This window comes from Rhizobium sp. SRI_017 (assembly GCF_057586295.1).
Map to the genome: position 1 here is coordinate 60351 of NZ_JBYCZP010000025.1, position 19328 is coordinate 79678.

Below are 19328 nucleotides of genomic sequence, written 5' to 3' on the forward strand. Positions count from 1 at the left end.
TCTTCCCCGCGCCGGCTTTTTAGTCCGCATCGGCCGGTCCGAAAACCGGTTCCCACTTTTCGGGCCGATGCGGCAGCCGGCGCTCCTCGCGGGCCAAGAAACCCTCCCTCAACCGCCCGGCGCTGCGCTGGGCCGCTTCGCTGCGCTCGCGGTTCCGGCCCCGCCCGCCGCCTGAACAGGGATCGCCGTCAGGCCGCGAGAGGCGCGGCCCAACCCGACGGAGACCATCATGAACCTGACCCTTCCCATCGCCGACGCCTTCGAGCCGCACCACGCGTCTTCCCCGACGGACCGCTTCATCTACGAGATGCAAGTCTTTGGCTACCGCCCGTTTCAGGACGAGCCGGATCCGCGTCCGCTGCCCGAGGAGCCGGTCGTCCAGTCGGCGCTGACCGCGATGTTCTCCGCAATGTTTGAGATGCTCGGCGACACGCGGCTGGAGCCCGATCTCGAAGATCTTCTCTGGTCGACGGTCAATCTCTTCCACCGCGCCGGCGAGCGTATCCAGCGCGAGCTTCAGCGCAACGAGGACGCACAGCGCAACGGCCAGCGTGACCAGGACGGCTCCGAGGTGAAGTCGGTCGAGCTCGAGCGACACATCGTCGAAGGCATCTCGCTTCTGGAGCGCCGCAACGCCTTCGAGTACATGCGCGACTACGCAGCCGATCTCTTCGAGGCGCAGACCGGAACGCCCTGGCGGCCGCGCACCGGCTCGAAGGTCAATCACGCCAACATGACCGCGGCGATGATCGACTCCCGGGATTTCCTCTCTGCCCGCCGGCATGCCGAGACCGAGGTGCTGATCCCGGCCGGTACCAAGATTGCCTTCGGCGGCGGCACCGACTACAACGATCACGACCGGATCTGGGCGAAACTCGATCAGGCTCTCGCCAAATATCCCGACATGGTGCTGCTGCACGGCGGATCGCCGAAAGGCGCCGAACGCATCGCCGCCTGCTGGGCGGAAACCCGCAAGGTGACGCAGATCGCCTTCAAGCCGAACTGGACGAAGCACGCCAAGGCAGCACCCTTCCGCCGCAACGACGATATGCTCTCGGTCATGCCATCAGGCGTCGTCGCCTTTCCCGGCTCCGGCATCACCGGCAATCTCGTCGACAAGGCCCGACAACTCGGCATCCCGGTCTGGCAGGTCCAGGGAGACGGCGCGTGAGCGCGACGACGGAAGCGTATGGTGTAATCGGGTGCTTCTCGTGCCCGGTTATGCCTGTGTCATGCCGATGGTGGGTGCAGCCTTGTGTCGAGAGCGAAAGCCTCCTGAAACTTCAGCGAATAGGCGCCTGTCGCGGCACTCGCCACAAAGAGGAGGTTCCAACTGTGCGTCGACACCGCGCTCGGGATCGCGACAAAGGCATGCTTTCGCAGCAGTTCGTCGCCGAACGCCTGCTGGCCGGCGCTCGGAATTCCGGGGCGCAGCCAGTTGGGATTGGGAATGGTCGATGGGTCGACGACATGTACCGCGGAGATATCGGCGACGACGGCCGCGGTCAGGATGTGCGGAACAGTATCCAGCGCGCGAAACCCCTTGTGAACCGCGACTTCGAGGATCGCGGTCGACGGGTCGATCGAGCAGTAGACCGCTCGCACGCCCTTGCTATTCCAGCGGCCGCCGACACGATAGGCGCCTTCACCGCTATCCCATGTCGGGGCATAGGCGGCTTGGTCGAGCCGCCAGGCGATCAGCTCGGAACCGCCGAGCGCAATCGGCAGAGGCGTCATGCATAGACGCCGTATTCGAGCCGTTGGAGATAGTCCTCGACCAGTTCAACGCCGGCAGGCGTTCCCAGGAGGTCGATCGGGCGGCGCTGGTCGAGCCCGATTGCCGGACGCTCCAGCCATTGCTCGGCTTCCGCCTGCGTTCCCAGGACATCCGTCGCCTTGGCCAGGATTTCGGCAAATTTCCATGCCCGGCCGCTTTGCTCTTGGCTCAGTGGCTTGGACGGCGCATCCTTGCGCCGCTGCCATGTCCTGAGGCTCATACCGACGGCCTTTTCAAGGGATTCGGTCTTGCCGATGAAGACCAGGCATCCGACGAGGTGATCGATCGCAGACGCTGGCAAGCCATGCAGCAGGAGTTCATGCGCATCGAGCGCACTCGTCAGACTGCGCGACAGGACACGCGTCCCGCCGAGAAGCGCTGCCACCTTCTGCAATTCTCCGCCGGCTGCATCCGGGAAGCCTTTTTCCATTGCAATTGCCACCGTAACTCTCCTACGTCATCTGTCGTTCCATATATGACAGTTGACGCGACATTGTTCAATAGGGTCTTGAGAAACCGGCAGCCAGAGAACGCGCGTTGCGGCGAATGCCGGACGGCTGGCAGGCGGCGGCGTCTGGTCGGTACGCATAGCGAACCCAGTCTCCTGCAGGCAAGACTGGTCGCCAGGAGCTGGAGCGACGTAGCGGCCAATCGCCGGCAGCGCGCGGGTTGCCAGTTCGCAATGCAGCCCGGTGATCCCGACGTGCACCAGCGCGGCGGCAGCAAGCCAGGCCGATACCGATTGTGCGGGTATGGAGCCTGATCCGCTGGAACCTTCTCATTTCCGCTGGCTTCCGCGCCGGTCGCGCGAGGGGTTGACGCCGATCGGGGGACATGGCCGGGCTGAGCCAGCATCTGGGCACGGGCAGCAACCGGGCGGCCGATCGATGTGCGTCCCCGACCTTCGGTTACATCGAGAGCCATCCCCTGTCCATGTCGCCTTTGTAGGCAACCCCCGGACCTATGCGGTCAACCCCTGAAGGGGTTCGCCCTCGCCCGAAGGCTCGGTGACCGCGGCCGAGGGCCGCCTTCTTTGGCGCCATCGGGAATGGTTCCCGATGCAACCGAAGGAGACAGCACAATGGCCACCACGATCGCAACCCTGACGCAGAAGACCGACGGCATCCTCGAAGGCGTCTTCGCCACCATCCGGGTCAACGCACCGATCGCCATCATCCCGAATGCAAGCAAGGCGAGCGAAGAAGCCCCCGACTACCGCGTCATCCACCGCAAGACCGGCTTCGAGATCGGCGCGGGCTGGAACCGCATCGCCCGCCAGACCGGCGAGGAATACCTCTCGGTGAAGCTGGAAGCCCCCGAGATCGGCGTGATCTTCGGCAACCTCGCGCCGGCGCCCGGTGGCGAACCGAACAAGAAGGTGATCCTCTGGAACAACCCAAACTGAACGACGAGCGAGTGGCCCCGAGTGATCGGGGCCGACTTCGCCTTGCGGTTTGTTGCGCGCTGAACCGGAAGTAAAAGCGGGCATCGAGCCCGCTTTTACTTCTCTTGCCGGTGCCCACACGAGACCAAGGACTGTCTGCTCAGATACGCGAGTGTGCCGTGAGGCTCGTGCCGCCTCAAGGACTTCGCGGCCCCTCCAATTTTCAGCCGATGCCCCGAAGGGCACCGTCAGAAAATCGGTTCCTCCGCTCGCCGGCTCCGCCGGTCGCTGACGCGCTCCTTGACCCGGCCCGATCCTCACGACCCCGGGCGTCATCTTTCACACCATCAGGAGATGACGACGATGACGATTGCACTCGAAATTCAGGTTGAAGAACTGCGCGCCGAACTCAGGAATGCCGATCCGGCCGAACGCCGCCAGATCGAAGCGGAGCTGGAGCTGGCACAAGCCGAACTGGCGGCAGCGATCGCCGAGCAAGACGGCACCATCGACGCCGCGCCGCCCATCTGAGGGCGGCGTTCGCCATCTCACCTGGGTCGGCACGCCAGATCGACCGGCGCACCGGCCCGAAGCTCCGCTTCCCACATCAGGCCGTGCGCTCACGCCGGACATGTGCGTTCGGTCTGTAACCGCGAGATCGTTTCGTCCGTAGCAGATCGAGGAACAAGCGGACAGCATCCTCTTCTTTGTCGAAGTGATGCACCATGGCCTGTCCGCTTGTTCCTATGCGTCCCCATCGCCGCGTCAGACACGGCGTGCCGAACAGCGTCGGTTCGATCGCGAGCGCGTAGAAACGCGCCATATTTTTTGTCGCGTCCGTGCGTTCGATGTAAAGCTGGTAGGGCTGACTGAGCATGGCGAAAGAATCTCGCGTTCGAGCTTTTCCGTCCAACGAGACTTATGAATCGGTTGGCCCGTTCTGATTCATTTTTGTGGTCGATCGTCGATCTGAGGTTCGTGGACTTGGGCGAGCCGGCCGATGCCCGGCCGGGTGCTATTCGCTTCGCTCACGGAGCCCGCAAACGGTCTCCGCCTTCGGTCACGCCCCCTCTCGCACCAAGCTGCGTCCCGATTGGCCGGCCGCGACATTGCGATGCGATACCCCTCGCTCTCCCGCCGGTTACGTCAACGGCACGAGCAGGTTCTTGCTTTGATCTGGGCTTGCGGCTAGACTATCATGAATCTGATAGTCACTTGCCCCAGGGAGCCCGTGATGTCGAAAGAGCATCAAAGTGGTGGGCCCGATACCGGCGCGAGGAGCCGAAGCGGCGCTTCCCGCGCGCTCCGGTTCATCGTCCGGCTTCCCTTTGTGATCGCCTTCGGCATCGTCAGAGCGGCGGTCTACAGCGCGTGGTATCTTGCCTTCTTTGTCCTCTGCATGTTCCGTCCGTTCACCGGCCTCATGATGCTGACGGCGATCGTCATGGTGCCGATGGCGATCGTCGCCTACGCCCATCCCGATGCGGCCAACGGGATGCCATCTCTCGCGTTCGGTCTGATGGCGATCGGGCTCGTTGCCTTCGCGATCAGCTATACGATTTTCCTCGATTGGTTCACGCCGCCCGGCGCGGAGGACCCGTTCGCCCGCTATCGCCGGTCCGATCGGTAGGAGACATTTCCCGACGCGAGGTCTGTGACGCCCTCACGGAATAGCCTTGACGAAGCGGTTCGTCTTCGCCTCTTTCTTCATGTCCTTCCGCCGGAAGTAGATCGCCCGGCCGCAGCGGATAGGGCTATGGCCCTGGACGATGATGATCTGCTCGTCCTTGCGCATCGACTGGGTGATTTCGTGTGGCATGATCAGCGGCCGGCGCTGGAAGTTGACGGTCTCGGATTTTCGCGACGCGTTGTTCTTCGTATCCCAGCCGATGTTGCGAGAGCTTCCCTTCACCTCCACCGTCATCTCGCCGCATTGCGCAGAGACGTTGCGCGCTGTGTCCAGCGCCTTGATGGCGGCATAGGAGGCGAATGCGCAGCCATCGATCCACGACGTCGCGCCATCCTTCCCGAAATGCCGTTCCAGTTGCCCGACCGACTGGTACATCAGCATCATGGAGATGCCGTATTTGCGGCCACGGTCACGCGCCTCCTCGAGCACCCGCATGTAGCCGAGAAGATCAACCTCATCGAGCATGAACAACGCCCGGCGATGAAACGCACCATCCGCCTGCACCATGGCGTTGATCAACGAGCCGATGATGACGCGCCCGATCCCCGGATAGGAGCGCAGGATCGATGCCGGGATGTTGAGGAAGACGTCTTTCTTCCCCGAGACGATGTCACGCGATTTGAACGCATTACCGCAGACGAGCGCCGCGTAACTTTCAAGCGACAGCCACTGCGTATCCTTCGATGCGGTCGAATAGACGCCGCTGAACGTCTGCTCGGTCATGTTGGTGAAGACGCCAAGGGTTTCTCGGATGAAGGCCGAGGCGGAATGCTCCTGAATGTCGCGGAGCATTGCGAGCACCGAGGGCTCGGGCTCCGAGACGATCTGGCGGAGACTGCGCAAGGTCCGCCGTCCCTCGTATTCCGGCGAGAGCATCACATGGGCAAGAAGACCGGTCAGGAGATTGTGGGCCTGGTTCTGGAAGTAGGAGCCGGTCGAGCTTTCGAAACGTAGGCTCTCCGACAGCAGCATATGGGCGATGCCAACGATGTCCTCTTCCTTTTGCTTCGACGTCTCGATCCCGTCGAGCACGTTGAAGCCCATGATCGGGTTGATGGGATCGAGCACCATGACCTCGCGCCCAAGGGCGCGGGTTCGGTGTTCGACCACCATCGGCGCGACCTCGGTGGAGGGATCAAGGCAGATCAGCGGCCCGCTATAGCGTAGCGCTGTCGGCACGACGTTGCTCGTGGTCTTGTATCCACCCGACCCCGCAAAAAAGAGCATATGCGTGGAATCGAAGTCCTGTTTGTAGGTGAGCAATGGCGCCTTGCCGCCTTGCCCCCAGGTCGCCGGATCGTTTGGATCGAAGGGCAGTTGGTGGACGATTTCCTTGTCGACCCGGTAGCGCTCGCCGACGGCGATTTCGCCATCCGACGGAAACAGCTTTCCGGCAGCAGACATCGAAAGCCAGTCTGCGTCCCCGAAGGTTCCGCGCTTGGCGCGCGTCACCGGTTCAGGCACGACGGTCGAGATGCGCGCTGCCACCGCCACCGCCATGAAGCCCATGAGCGCGCCGATGACGGCAACGAAATCGAGATAGGAAAGCGCCTGGTTCCATGTGACCACGCCGCTCTCCACGGACGGGGCGAGCCTGTCGAATTCGCGTAGCGCGTAGAAGCCGGCCACAGCCAGAAAGCAGCCAAGACTGGCCATCGCCACCGGCCTTCGCCGGTGCAACGGCAAAGCCCATACACTGAATAACCCTGCGAGCGGCCCGAACAAAAGCGCCGGCACGGGTGCTGCTCGCAGGAACCAATAGGCCGTCGTGCCTGTCATGCCAGCTGCCAATTCGTTCCACCGCCAGCCAACCACGTAGGCGGCAAAAGCAGTGGCAGTGAGCGGCACCAGAATGAGCAACAGGCTCGGATGCGGTTTTGCCGGCCCGCTCATTCGACGGCCTCCGGTATGCGCAGGAATCCGCCATCGACGATGGGTATCTTGAACGCCTCCTCGCCGATATCGCGCATGCGCCGATACTCCGATGACCCCGGAGCGATCCTTGCCAGTTCGAGAAAGCCACCGAGCAGGAATGCCCGGTCGGCCTTGCTAAGACCCGCTCTGACGACGATGCCGCCGAGCAAAAACTTCTCCCGTGCCTCGTCCTTGCGATCAGCCGTCATGAGAAACCTCCGCCGTCGTTCCAACCCCGCCAGTTGGCGGTCGACGCTGCGTAGCAGTTGGGCCGGACGCCCCCTTTTTCTCCCCTTTGCGAAATCGCGCGGCGATCTCCTCCACGAGGCGCTCGACTTCTTCGTCGTCGATCTCCATTTCGGCCAGCCCCGACTTCGTGGCGGCCCGGGCAAATCGCTCGGCGGACTTGGAGATCACCGCGCGTCTGCGCTCGCGCAGCCTCTCGATCTGGGAATCTATGTCGGTGATCGATGATTTTGCAGCCATTCCGGCGTCCTTTCCTGTTGGGACAATCTCAACGATTTCGATCATACTATCTATTTTCTGATAGTAAAATAGGCTATGTTGCACTCACCCGAAAATCTCGCGCCGGAATTCTTAGCTGTGGCCGTGTTCCGGAAAAGCGGCATCGGCCCTGCGGTCCGATCGGTTTGAGGGCGCAATATACGTCGCTGGCGCGACGTGCTTGGAATATCAGGAGACCATAGTGGCGATCATGTTCGTCAGAGCGCAGGTGATCAGCAGGGGAGCGGGACGCAGCATCGTCTCGGCCGCCGCCTATCGTCATCGTGCCCGGATGATGGACGATCAGGCTGGAACGTCCTTCAGCTTTCGTGGTGGATCACGGGAACTGGTGCATGAGGAGCTGGCGTTACCCGACCAGGTTCCGGCCTGGCTGAAGACGGCGATCGACGGCCAATCCGTCGCCAAGGCAAGCGAGGCGCTCTGGAATGCACTCGATGCCTTCGAGACGCGGGTCGATGCGCAGCTGGCTCGCGAGCTGATTATCGCACTGCCGGAAGAGTTGACGCGGGCGGAGAACATCGCGCTTGTCCGCGCGTTCGTCCGAGACAATTTTACGTCGAAGGGGATGGTGGCCGATTGGGTCTATCACGACAAGGACGGCAATCCGCACATCCATCTGATGACGACGCTGCGTCCGCTGACCGAGGAGGGGTTCGGACTAAAGAAGGTCCCTGTGCTTGGTGAGGACGGCGAGCCGCTGCGCGTTGTTACGCCGGATCGGCCGAACGGCAAGATCGTCTACAAGCTCTGGGCCGGCGACAAGGAAACCATGAAGGCATGGAAGATCGCCTGGGCAGAAACCGCAAACCAGCATCTGGCGCTCGCCGGCCATGAGATCCGCCTCGACGGCCGCACCTATGCGGAACAGGGTCTCGATGGGATCGCGCAAAAACATCTGGGGCCGGGAAAGGCGGCGCTCGCCCGCAAGGGCGTCGAGATGTATTTCGCGCCGGCCGACCTCGCCCGCAGGCAAGAGATGGCCGACCGGCTGCTGGGAGAGCCGGAGCTTCTCTTAAAGCAGCTCGGCAACGAGCGCTCTACGTTCGACGAGAAGGATATAGCCAGGTCACTGCATCGCTATGTCGACGATCCCGTCGATTTTGCCAATATTCGCGCGCGGCTGATGGCATCGGACGACCTGGTCACACTCAGGCCGCAGCAGCTCGACGCTGAGACCGGCAAGGCGTCGGAACCGGCTGTGTTCACCACGCGAGAAATCCTGCGCATTGAATATGACATGGCGCGATCGGCGGAGATTCTATCAGAGCGCAACGGCTTTGGTGTTTCCGGTGCCCAAGTCGCGGCAGCTGTCAAAAACGTCGAAACGGCCGATCCGGCAATACCTTTCAAGCTCGATACCGAACAAGTCGATGCTGTCAGTCATGTCATCGGTGACAACGCGATCGCTGTCGTTGTCGGTCTAGCCGGCGCCGGCAAGTCGACGCTGCTTGCCGCCGCGCGCGTCGCCTGGGAACGCGAAGGCCGGCGGGTGATCGGCGCAGCACTGGCGGGCAAGGCAGCCGAAGGGTTGGAGGACAGTTCCGGCATCAGGTCGCGCACGCTGGCGTCCTGGGAATTGGCATGGGCGAGCGGGCGCGAGACGCTCCAGCGCGGCGATGTCCTTGTCGTCGATGAAGCGGGCATGGTGTCCTCGCAGCAGATGGCCCGTGTCCTTAAGGCCGTGGAAGACGCAGGCGCGAAAGCCGTGCTGGTCGGCGACGCCATGCAGCTTCAGCCGATCCAGGCCGGTGCTGCCTTCCGGGCGATTTCGGAGCGGGTCGGCTTTGCGGAACTCGCGGGAGTCCGGCGTCAGCGCGATGCCTGGGCGCGAGAGGCCTCGCGGCTTGTCGCCCGCGGCAAGGTGGAGGAGGCGCTCGACGTCTATGCCGCGAAAGGCCATCTGGTCGAGGCGCAAACGCGCCAGGAGATTATCGATCGCATCGTTTCCGATTGGACCGATGCCCGCAAAGAGGTGAGCGCGAAGTCCGTCGCCCACGGAAACGAAGGCCGGCTTCGCGGCGACGAGCTCCTGGTCCTTGCGCACACAAATGACGACGTCCGCAAGCTGAACGAGGCGCTGCGCCAGGTCATGACGGATGACGGCGCGTTAAGCCACAAACGTACTTTCCAGACAGCGCGGGGGGCGCGAGAGTTTGCCGTCGGCGATCGGATGATCTTTCTGGAAAACGCTCGTTTTCTGGAACCGCGCGCCCGCCGTCTCGGTCCGCAATATGTGAAGAACGGCATGCTTGGTACCGTCATCTCCACCGGTGACCAGCGGGGCGATGCGTTGTTGTCGGTGCGTCTCGACAATGGCCGCGACGTCGTCATCAGCGAGGCCAGCTATCGCAATGTCGATCACGGCTATGCCGCAACGATACACAAATCGCAGGGGTCGACCGTCGACCGGACTTTCGTGCTCGCCACCGGCATGATGGACCAGCACCTGGCCTATGTGGCGATGACCCGGCATCGAGATCGCGCCGATCTCTATGCGGCGAAGGAGGACTTCGAGACAAAGACCGAATGGGGTCGCAAGCCGCGCATCGATCACGCGGCCGGCGTTACCGGCGCGCTGGTGGAAACCGGATTCGCCAAGTTCCGGCCCAATGCTGAGGATGCCGACGACAGCCCCTATGCTGACGTCAAGACGGACGACGGAAGGGTCCATCGTCTCTGGGGCGTCAGCCTGCCGAAGGCGATCGAGGCTGCCGGCGTCGCGGACGGCGACACGGTCACGCTGCGCAAGGACGGCGTCGAGAAGGTCAAGGTCCAGATTCCGATTATTGACGAGCAAACCAGGCAGAAGCGATTTGAGGAACGGGAAGTCGAGCGCAATGTCTGGACGGCGAAACAGGCCGAAGCCGCCGAGGCCCGCCAGCAGCGGATCGAGCGCGACAGCCATCGGCCGGAATTGTTCAAACAGCTTGTTGAGCGCCTCGGACGATCCGGTGCGAAAACCACCACGCTCGATTTCGAGAGCAGCGCCGGTTACCAGGCGCATGCACAAGATTTCGCGCGGCGGCGCGGCATCGACACGCTCGCCTCGGCCGCGGCCGGGATGGAGGAGGGAGTTTCCCGGCGGCTGGCGTGGCTTGCTGAGAAAAAAGAGCAGGTGGCGGAGCTCTGGCAGCGCGCGAGCGTGGCACTCGGTTTTGCGATCGAACGCGAGCGGCGCGTTTCCTACAGCGAGGACCGGGCGGAATCACCCTCCGCAGAGATCCCAACGGGCGGACGCTATCTGATTCCGCCCACCAGCGACTTCGTCCGAACCGTCGACGAGGACGCACACCGCGCGCAGCTTTCCTCGCCACGGTGGAAGGAGCGGGAGGAAATCATTCGGCCGCTGCTCGCAAAAATCTATCGCGATCCGGATGTCGCGCTCACCCACCTGAACGCGCTCGCCTCGGACGCCAGGATCAAACCCCGCACGCTCGCCGGCGATCTCGCCAATGCGCCGGATCGGCTCGGTCGCTTGCGCGGGTCCGACAACATCGCCGAGGGGCGGGGAGCGCGCGACGAGCGTAGTGTTGCGACAGTGGCTTTCAAGGAATTGCTGCCCTTGATCCGTGCGCACGCGACCGAGTTTCGCCGGAATGCCGACCGGTTCCGCGAACGTGAGCAGACGCGCCGTGGCTATATGTCCTTGTCGATCCCGGCGATTTCGAAACAGGCCATGCAACGTCTTGTCGAAATTGAAGCAGTGCGCAGCCGAGGTGGTGACGACGCTTGGAAAACTGCCTTCGCCTTCGCCACTGAGGATCGCTCACTCGTGCAGGAGGTGAAGGGCGTGAGCGATGCTTTGACGGCGCGCTTCGGGTGGAGCGCCTTCACCAAGAAGGCGGATGCTATCGCCGAGCGAAACATGTTCGAGCGCATGCCGGAGGATCTCACGGATGAACGGCGGGGAAAGCTGACGCGGCTCTTCGAGGTTATCAGGCGTTTCAGCGAGGAGCAGCATCTTGCCGAGCGCAAGGACCGGTCGAAGATCGTCGCCGGCGCCAGCATCGAAGCCGGCAAGGAGCCTAGCGCCCTGTTGCCGATGCTCGCTGCGGTGACGGAGTTCAGGACGCCGGTTGATGATGAAGTGCGTCCAAGGGCGCTCACCTCCCAGCACTATCGCTACAATCGTGCTGCTCTCGCCGAGACCGCCACGCGCATCTGGCGCGATCCGTCCGGCGCCGTCGACAGAATAGAGGACCTGATCGTCAAAGGTTTTGCGGCCGAGCGGATTGCGGCGGCCATCGCGAACGACCCCGCCGCTTACGGGGCGCTGCGCGGCTCCGACCGCGTGATGGATCGGATGCTCGCTGTTGGCCGAGAGCGCAAGGATGCGCTGCACGCCGTGCCGGAAGCATCCGCCCGACTACGCTCGCTCGGCGTGGCTTATGTCAGCGCCTTCGATGCCGAGCGCCAATCCGTTATTGAAGAACGCCGCCGTATGGCGGTTGCCATTCCCGGATTGTCGCAAGCCGCCGAAGACGCGCTAGGCAAGTTGGCAGCCGAGATGAAAAAGAAAGGCAGCAAGCTCGCCGTTGCCGCCGGTTCGATCGATCCGCGCATCGGCCAGGAATTCGCTGCGGTCAGCCGGGCACTCGACGAACGTTTCGGCCGCAACGCCATCCTGCGCGGCGAGAAGGACGTCGTCAATCGCGTGCCGCCGGTGCAGCGTCGTGCCTTCGAGGCAATGCACGAGCCGCTGAAGGTCTTGCAGCAGACCGTCCGCATGCAGGCAAGCCAGCAAATCATATCGGAGCGTCAACAGCGCATCATCAACCGCGCGCGCGGCGTCATCTATTGAGAGTTCTGAAGAAGCGAAAGGAAGAGATCATGCCCGAACAGGAAATCCCATACGACGCGATCATCCGGACCGAGGTCGCCATCAAAATCCTCAACGAAGCCCGGGCGATTGTCACGGCGCGCGTCTATGAACTTGAAGTGCAGGACCCTGCAGCCGCGGAACAGTTGCGTGGGCGCCGCCGTGGCCTTCTCGATCTCCAGGAGCGTCTCGGGGTCGATGCACCCGATGCGGTTGAGGAGGTGATCGCGGTCTGGGGACCGCGCGTCAGGGACGAAGTCCGCTTTTGGGCGGAGTTCTGACCATGGCGGACGTAGCGCCCGGCCCGCTCTCACCGGAAAGGAACGAGAGCATTTTCCGAAACGACATTTTGCGCGACTATCTGCCTGACAGCATGCGTCGGGCGGATCGACCGCGCCTCATCCTGCTCGGCGGGCAGCCAGGTGCGGGCAAGACGGCGGTGCTTACGGCAAGCCAGAACGAGCTTGCTCAGTCCGGGCCAACCATCCGCATCGTCGGCGACGATCTACGCTCCTATCACCCAGAGTACCTCGCCTTCCAGCGGCAGGATCCAGAGACTGCCTCCGGCCACACGCAGATGGATGCGGGGCTCTGGACCGAGAAGCTTGTGGCGGCAGCTGCGGAGCGGCAGGTCAATGTCGTCTTCGAGACGACGATGCGCACGCCGGAGAATGTCACCCGCGTAATCGGCACAGCGCGCGATGCGGGATACGCGGTGGAGGTGCGCGCTGTCGCCGTCAATCCGCGCCTGAGCTGGCAGGGCGCCCATCATCGCTTCGAGGAAATGCTGCATGCCGGACAGGGGCCACGCATTCCGCCACAGCACGTTCACGACGCGGCCGTCGACGGGCTTCGCGTCAGTCTGGAAAAGCTCGAGGGCGAAAATCTGGTCGATCGGGTACAGCTGCGGGCTCGAAGTGGTGCGATTATCTATGACAATGAACACCGCGACGGACAATGGTCCTTTGCTCCCGGCAGCAGACAGGCCCTGGAACGCGAGCAGACCCGGCCGATGACGCGGGGCGAGTTGCAACGTTTCGCGGACGACTGGAACCATGTGCTGGCCCGCATGGAAGAACGGCGGGCGCCCGACGACCGCATCGCCGATGTCAAGACGCGCGCCGCAGACGATGTGCGCTACCTGCTCGCGCAGCGTCACGAGACAGATGGAGCGGAGAACCAGCGCCGTGGACGGACAATCCTTCAAGAGCCCGCCGAGGGTCATCGGCTCTTCGTCGAACTCTACGACAACGCGGTGCGTGACGCCGAGCGCCGGCCGATCGGCAATGTCGAGGCGCACGCGATCGGCCGTCTCGCCCAGAGTTACATGGCACTGCGACTGGTCGAGGTGGCGCGCGACCTCGGTTTGCTGCCGGAGGATGGGACGATCGTCGCGACGCGGGCGACGGTGCAGGACAAGCGTGGAGCTCCCGAGTTTCCGGCGGCACATCGGATACCGGCGGATCTCGCTGTCGAAATGGCGGATGGGATGCGCCGACGACTGACAGAGCATTTCGGCGTGGAGCTCAATCGAGCGACGATCGACCGTGACGTGTTCAGCCCGACCGATCGGATGGCGCGTCTCGCCAACGTCGCGGATTCATGGACAGAGGCGGCCGGCATGCGCAAAACCCTTGTTCGGGCGGCAAACGGCGTAGCCAATGGCCGCTTGTCCGCCGACCAAGCTATGTCGAAGATCGTCGAGCCAGGATACGCCGCGGCGATCGCGATGGCTCAGCGCCGGCTTGAGCGCAATATGGCGCTTGCCGAACGTGCGGCCATGGCGACCATCATCTTCGATGTGAAGGGGGAACCGCTTCGCACGATGCGGGACGAACTGCGACTTCGGACCCTAGATATCGAGAACCGCGCGCGCGCCAAGTCGATGATGGAGGCAGCCCTGGAAGAGGCCGCGCGGCATGGTCGTCTTGATCCGGCGCAGCGCCGAACTGCGGATGCTTTCGCGAGCGGTCTTGCCGAAAACGAGCGGAAACTCGCCCTTGGGGTGGACCATCGGTTGGGTCGGGATCGCGCTCCTGCACTTGGCACAGCGCTCGTCCCGGCCAGGTATTTGCCGGACCTCACGGAATCTGAAATCGGCGAGCGGATGCAAGGCTCCGCGCGGCTGGCGGACAAGCGCGCCGAGATCCAGAATCTGTCGCGACTGGTCTTCGGCAATGGTGAGGCAGTATCGGTACAACGCGTCAGCGATGGACGCAGCGGTGCGGCCGCCGGCAACGACGTGCGTGAGGGGCGGCTTGGCGAGATGGCCGGCGAGGGGAGACGATGGCTTCGCGGGTCGAACCCAGAGCGGCAGGCGGCGGAGGCCCACGCACCCCGTCTCGCGGCGGCATTGGCCGACTATGGCCTCGCCATCGAGTTCGAACGACACCGAATCGTGACACAGCATGGCGAGGAACAGGCGAGGCAGCGGGTGGAAATTCCCCGCCCGTCGGCGCGGCTATCGGAAGCCCTCGTGGCCGAGAGAACCGAACAGGTCCGACGGCTGAACGCCGAACCAGGGCTACGCCGCGAGCTTGAAACCCTCTCCCTCGCGATCAACAAACGCCTCTCTCCAGCCGAGAAAGCGGTCCTGAACGAAGGAAATATCGCCCGGGTGGCCTCGTCCCTCGGCATCGGCGCGGGGCAGGGCGCATCGTTGCGAAAGATCCAGGAGGGCGCCAAGATTTTGCACGAGACGACGCTTCGCCAGAACCGCGAACGCACACGAGACAACCAGTTGCATATTCGCCGCTGAGCGAGAAATGGGACCCGACAGGGCCGGCCAGGCTATTTCACTCCCGGCCCGGTATGTCCGTTTCAGGGATGTCTCGGCAGCACGCTAAGTGACGCATGGTCGGGTGGATACCATTTAACGGATTTGCCAGGGAATGGCGTGACGACTGAAAGGCTTCCTTGTAATAGCGTCCGTACCCCATAAAAGGTGATCGAGTCCTGGGCCTCGACCCAGAAGTGCAGACCTTCTTTGGTCGGCGTCAGGATCGCCCGCGCTTCGCCAAAATCGAGAACCTTGTCGGTGCCCATGGCGACGACCGAGCGGCAATACTCGCCTGATCGTGCGCACACCCGCTCCAAGACGCATTCCGCACACGGGACCGCGACGAATGCTTCGGCGACGTGTTCGTACATTGGACACCTCCATGATCTGAAAACCTGGCAGGAGCCGGCAACGGTGGCCGCCACCCTGTGAAAACTCGAATCACGCTGGCACTGGTTGGTAGGGGACACGCACCAGCCACATGGGGTGCCGATAGAGTGGTCCAACCACCTTGATCTCGCGGCGCTATTCAATTGCATCGATCTAATTAAGCCGTTAATTGAAGACCGAAGCACCATAAGGCACGAAATCCAGCGAAGCGAAACGAAGCGAGGGCCTGTAAGCCGTTGATGAAGAACGGAAAGTTTTTTCTTCCTCCGTCGAAAGACGGGAGTGATTTCAAAGAGCTATTCAAACAATTAGCTGCGGCGGGAGCGGGCCGTCCATTGGCCAGTGACGGGTTCCCTGCTGGCCCATGGACGCCCGAGCTTCTTGCAGAGGCGATTTCGCAAATCGATTCCAACCGGACGGGGGTTGAACTGCGAACAGTGCAACTTTGGTTTCAAGAAAACGACAAAGGGATTAGCACCGCCAACATTCGTTGGCTGGCAAGGATTTTTGGGTGCGACGATCCGGCGGCCACAAGCGAATGGCAAATAGAGCTTAGTGTGGCGCAATCTCGGTTGACCGCTAAGAGGCGAGATTCAAAGAAGGGGGAAAACAGCGAAGCGCTCGTCGCTCCAGATTTGGAGCGTACTGCGACGGCCAATGAGACAGGGCATCAGGCGGGCCTGACACAGGATATGGACGCCCAGGAGCCGCGTCGGCATTTTAGTCTGGCGAGGAGGTCGGAAGCGCTTTTCAGTCATGGATCTCCCTTGAACCTACCGGCAACAGTGTTTGCGGGCGCCACAGCTCTTGGGTTCTTGTCTTATATTGCGGGGATTCACAACGCTACCTATGACCGCTCGGATGGCCTTGTTAAGCAGGTTGGATTCCTGTGGGCGCCAAATTGGACAATCCTCTTCATGGTGCTTCTCCCACTGTTTTTTGCGCTCGTGGCAGAACTGCTCGTGTTCTGGAAACGGGAAGGACGATTGAAGCTTGTCTCGCAGGGCCGGATGGAAAGCGACATCGCTTGGCTGCGCAGCGTCGAGGCTTCGTCCTATACATATTGGGCAGTCTTTTTTATTTGTGTGTTGTTCGCTGGTCTTTTTCAGTGGATCGGCATGTGCCTGATCCCGTTGATCAACGGCGGTGGCAACTATGCGATCGATTGGAGCAAATTAGCACTTGAGCGCCCTGAAGCCATATCAGTGCCAACGTCGATTGTGTTCACATGGCTAGCTTACGTGTACATGTGCTTGTGCTTCTATCTGTTCTTCGTAGGTCTCATTTTGCTTCATACGATGGTGCATGACCTTTGGAAAATCGGAGAGCTCTCGAAGAGCCACCAGAGCGTGGAGTCTAAGTGCGAAGTCAATGAGGTCGGCCTACGGGTCATGCGCGGAATTTTTCGCTGCACTATCTTGGGGATCCTGATCGCCATCTGCATGAAGGCCCAAAGTGCTTACCTAACGTCGAATGGAACGAATATTGGGGCTTGGTTGGTCGGCGATATGTTCTCAGGCTTCCAAACACGCAACGCTGTGAGCGACGGGTCTCGCTATATAGTGCCGACACATTACAGCAGCCTGCTTATCGCTATGTCGACCTGTTTTGTTTTTTTATACGGCTCCATCCGTCTAGGTGTCGGACATCGGCGTCATTTCCCATTGTGGAGGATGTCGGCGACCGTGGCCCTACTCTTTGCTAGCTACCTGCTGATCGACGCGTTCGCTGGCTTTTCGATCCTTCTGGGCGTTGGAGTGCTGCTTGCGACATACAGTCTGTTTGATCCAGGGTTTGGGCAATGGCGAGCGAGCGAATTAGGAAATCATCAGAATGTATTATAATTGGCTTGATCGTTGGGACGAGCGGCGGGCGCGGCGCGGGGACGAAGGGAAGGCAACCACGGATTTCGTCCTTGACGCGGAACGCGCCTTTCCAGACGCGAAGGAGCCTACAAGTCTCGACGAGTTTTGTCGCCTTGCGGACCAGGCTGTCGCTGATCCAGCCTTCTTCGATGAACCGAGTCCAAGCGATCAAGGTTTTCAAAGGCAAGATGGGTGGCTCAAATTTCCATCGGGTATTTCCACTGATGTTGAACAGAATAATGTCGTCTGGGCGAAGATCACAGAAAGCGCCTCGTTCGATCAGGTGATCGTGGTTTTTCACCACTGGAATGCAACCGCGCGAAATCGTCAGATTGCCAAGTTTTTATCACGGCGTAGCATCGCGGTTGTTGAGATTGTTATGCCTTATCATTTCGAGCGCCGACGTCCGAACTCCTTACACGCCGACTATATGCTCAGTGCGAACCTCGGTCGAACGATTCAATCTGTAAGGCAGGGAGTATGGGATGGGCGAAAACTCATACGTTGGTTGAAAAGCGAAGGCTATCGAAAGATTTCGGTTCTCGGTATGAGCTTGGGTTCCTGGGTTGCGGGGGCCATTGCGGCTCACGATCCGGCTGTATCCAAAGCCTCGTTGTTTCTCACGGCGGGGAGTCTAGCGGACATGGTTTGGACTGGCCGCGCGACACGGTTTATACGCGACAGCCTTGAGCCTGAAATTGAACTGAGCGACCTGAGGAGGGCTTGGGGTCCGCTTAACATGGAGAACTACGTGCATCGTTTTGCACGGCCTGATCTCGATCTTCACGTTGTGTTGGCTAAGAGAGACAAGGTGGTCCTGCCAGAGCTGTCGGCGAGGTTCATGCAGAGACTGAAGGACGCCGGAGCTAAGCCAAACATCTTACAATTAAACTGTGGCCACTATTCACTTGCCATACCGCCTTACATTTTGTTAGCCGGTTGGAACTTGAAGCGGTTTCTATCCCGCTGACAAGTCGGCCGTGAATATCAATGGGGCAGAATAGCTGGCGGATGGATAAAGCGCGAGGGTATAGCGTGGACGATGTTCTCACTAGCGTATGGAGAAGCTAACCCAAGTGCGTCATGCCGGTTATCAAGGTAGGTGATCTACCACTTTCGCGCAAATGAGCCGCAAACACCTCAGTCGGCGTCTTGTATCCGAGGCACTTTCGCGGTTGATCGTTGATATGGCGCGTGAGGTGGAGAAGGTCGTGCTGCGACACAACTGCCAAGTCTGTGGTGCCTGGCAGGAAACGTCGAATGCGCTTGTTGGTGTTCTCGACGGTTCCTTTTTGCCACGGTGCACTCGGGTCGCAGAACCAGCTACGCGCGCCGATCCCTTCTTCCAAAGCCCTGAACCCGGCAAACTCCGTACCGCGATCAAAGGTGAAGCTTTGACGCGCAAACGCCGGTAAAGGAGAAAACGCTCTGATGATCTTGTCCATGATCGGCCGCGAGTGCCGGCTCGGATTCTTGATGAGAACGGTATAGCGGCTCTTGCGCTCGACGAGGGAGGTGACGTTCGCATGGCCAAGTGGACGTTCGAAGATCAGGAGGTCGCCCTCCCAATGCTCAAACTGCGATCTATCTCCAATAAAATCAGGCCGTTGGGATATACGGTGCGTGGCTGGAAACGCACCGTCCCGCGGCTTCCTTGAGCGCAGTGGACGACGTTTGCGGCGTGCTTCCGGTAGATACTGATAAAGACCAAGCCCATAATCTTCCTTGCTGTAGATGAAGCGATAGATTGTCTCCTTGCAAACCCGAACACGACTGAGATCATCCGACAGCAGCCGCCCGGCAATCTGTTCGGGAGACCAGTGGGCCTCCAACTGATTGATGATCTCTGTTCGCAAATTAGGGTGACGCCGCAGCTTTTTCAGCCGACGACGTCGGTCCTGCGCAATGTCGTTCGCGACCGTGCTGTAGTAGCCGTCGTAGTCCGGCAGTTCACGATCACGAAACGTGTTGCGTTTGATCTCGCGGTAAATCGTCGAACGATGACGGCCAAGCTGGCGGGCCATCTCGTTTACCGGAGCTTTCGCTGCCACCAGGTGATGCAGGCGTCGGCGGTCGGCGAGGGTGATCTGAGTATAGCATCGGGACATGCCAAATCTCCAAAGTGAAGCCATTGAAATTACTGGCATGTCGCACTTGGAAATAGAATGTACCGTAACGTTATAAC

The 19328-nt window shown here is 61.3% G+C and carries 17 protein-coding genes; 9 read left to right on the forward strand and 8 right to left on the reverse strand.

Annotated elements, in window-relative coordinates; translation table 11 throughout:
• Positions 1–229: 229 nt before the first annotated feature.
• The gene (locus tag AC2YI2_RS32240) at positions 230–1171 is read left to right on the forward strand and encodes a DUF2493 domain-containing protein (RefSeq protein WP_487390628.1); all 942 of its coding nucleotides are present in this window, start codon (positions 230–232) and stop codon (positions 1169–1171) included.
• Positions 1172–1230: 59 nt separating this feature from the next.
• Here AC2YI2_RS32240 and AC2YI2_RS32245 read toward each other — a convergent pair whose 3' ends face one another.
• Both AC2YI2_RS32245 and AC2YI2_RS32250 read right to left on the reverse strand, forming a co-directional pair.
• Positions 1231–1737 carry an RES family NAD+ phosphorylase gene (locus tag AC2YI2_RS32245; protein ID WP_258163388.1) on the reverse strand — a complete coding sequence of 169 codons (507 nt, stop codon included), beginning with the start codon at positions 1735–1737 and terminating at the stop codon, positions 1231–1233.
• Complete coding sequence (locus AC2YI2_RS32250) at positions 1734–2207, reverse strand: DUF2384 domain-containing protein (RefSeq protein ID WP_258163483.1); 474 nt, start codon at positions 2205–2207, stop codon at positions 1734–1736. The genes AC2YI2_RS32245 and AC2YI2_RS32250 overlap by 4 nt, the downstream gene beginning before the upstream one ends.
• Positions 2208–2858: 651 nt before the next feature.
• Between AC2YI2_RS32250 and AC2YI2_RS32255 the strand changes: the two genes are divergently transcribed.
• On the forward strand, positions 2859–3182 hold the full coding sequence (locus AC2YI2_RS32255; RefSeq protein WP_487390629.1) for a DUF736 domain-containing protein: 324 nt from the start codon (positions 2859–2861) through the stop codon (positions 3180–3182).
• Positions 3183–3524: 342 nt separating this feature from the next.
• Complete coding sequence (locus AC2YI2_RS32260; RefSeq protein ID WP_487390644.1) at positions 3525–3692, forward strand: hypothetical protein; 168 nt, start codon at positions 3525–3527, stop codon at positions 3690–3692.
• Between the two features lie 76 nt (positions 3693–3768).
• On the opposite strand, the gene AC2YI2_RS32265 is transcribed toward AC2YI2_RS32260, so the two are convergent.
• Positions 3769–4038 carry a WGR domain-containing protein gene (locus AC2YI2_RS32265; RefSeq protein ID WP_487390630.1) on the reverse strand — a complete coding sequence of 90 codons (270 nt, stop codon included), beginning with the start codon at positions 4036–4038 and terminating at the stop codon, positions 3769–3771.
• Positions 4039–4395: 357 nt separating this feature from the next.
• On the opposite strand from AC2YI2_RS32265, the gene AC2YI2_RS32270 reads away from it, so the two are divergent.
• Positions 4396–4791, forward strand: a complete 396-nt coding sequence (locus AC2YI2_RS32270; protein ID WP_487390631.1) for a hypothetical protein — start codon at positions 4396–4398, stop codon at positions 4789–4791.
• Positions 4792–4824: 33 nt separating this feature from the next.
• Here AC2YI2_RS32270 and traG read toward each other — a convergent pair whose 3' ends face one another.
• From traG to AC2YI2_RS32285, 3 genes are read right to left on the reverse strand one after another with little or no spacing between them, the layout of a single operon-like run.
• Positions 4825–6744: a Ti-type conjugative transfer system protein TraG gene (gene traG, locus AC2YI2_RS32275; RefSeq protein ID WP_487390632.1), complete on the reverse strand. Its 1920-nt coding sequence runs from the start codon at positions 6742–6744 to the stop codon at positions 4825–4827.
• Complete coding sequence (locus tag AC2YI2_RS32280; protein ID WP_487390633.1) at positions 6741–6974, reverse strand: conjugal transfer protein TraD; 234 nt, start codon at positions 6972–6974, stop codon at positions 6741–6743. The genes traG and AC2YI2_RS32280 overlap by 4 nt, the downstream gene beginning before the upstream one ends.
• The gene (locus AC2YI2_RS32285; RefSeq protein WP_487390642.1) at positions 6964–7251 is read right to left on the reverse strand and encodes a TraC family protein; all 288 of its coding nucleotides are present in this window, start codon (positions 7249–7251) and stop codon (positions 6964–6966) included. The genes AC2YI2_RS32280 and AC2YI2_RS32285 overlap by 11 nt, the downstream gene beginning before the upstream one ends.
• A 220-nt stretch (positions 7252–7471) precedes the next feature.
• Between AC2YI2_RS32285 and traA the strand changes: the two genes are divergently transcribed.
• From traA to AC2YI2_RS32300, 3 genes are read left to right on the forward strand one after another with little or no spacing between them, the layout of a single operon-like run.
• The gene (traA, locus tag AC2YI2_RS32290) at positions 7472–12091 is read left to right on the forward strand and encodes a Ti-type conjugative transfer relaxase TraA (protein WP_487390634.1); all 4620 of its coding nucleotides are present in this window, start codon (positions 7472–7474) and stop codon (positions 12089–12091) included.
• A 29-nt stretch (positions 12092–12120) separates the two neighbouring features.
• Positions 12121–12390 carry a hypothetical protein gene (locus AC2YI2_RS32295; RefSeq protein WP_487390635.1) on the forward strand — a complete coding sequence of 90 codons (270 nt, stop codon included), beginning with the start codon at positions 12121–12123 and terminating at the stop codon, positions 12388–12390.
• 2 nt (positions 12391–12392) lie between these two features.
• Complete coding sequence (locus AC2YI2_RS32300) at positions 12393–14867, forward strand: zeta toxin family protein (protein WP_487390636.1); 2475 nt, start codon at positions 12393–12395, stop codon at positions 14865–14867.
• Between the two features lie 62 nt (positions 14868–14929).
• On the opposite strand, the gene rctB is transcribed toward AC2YI2_RS32300, so the two are convergent.
• Positions 14930–15259, reverse strand: a complete 330-nt coding sequence (gene rctB, locus AC2YI2_RS32305; RefSeq protein WP_487390637.1) for an SMa0974 family conjugal transfer regulator — start codon at positions 15257–15259, stop codon at positions 14930–14932.
• Positions 15260–15514: 255 nt separating this feature from the next.
• Here rctB and AC2YI2_RS32310 point away from each other — a divergent pair, with 255 nt between their 5' ends.
• On the forward strand, positions 15515–17122 hold the full coding sequence (locus AC2YI2_RS32310; RefSeq protein WP_487390638.1) for an RcgA family putative transporter: 1608 nt from the start codon (positions 15515–15517) through the stop codon (positions 17120–17122).
• Positions 17112–18113, forward strand: coding sequence for an alpha/beta fold hydrolase (locus AC2YI2_RS32315; protein ID WP_487390639.1), 1002 nt, complete (start codon positions 17112–17114; stop codon positions 18111–18113). The genes AC2YI2_RS32310 and AC2YI2_RS32315 overlap by 11 nt, the downstream gene beginning before the upstream one ends.
• A 97-nt stretch (positions 18114–18210) precedes the next feature.
• Here AC2YI2_RS32315 and AC2YI2_RS32320 read toward each other — a convergent pair whose 3' ends face one another.
• Positions 18211–19251: an IS30 family transposase gene (locus tag AC2YI2_RS32320; RefSeq protein WP_487390643.1), complete on the reverse strand. Its 1041-nt coding sequence runs from the start codon at positions 19249–19251 to the stop codon at positions 18211–18213.
• Positions 19252–19328: the final 77 nt, after the last annotated feature.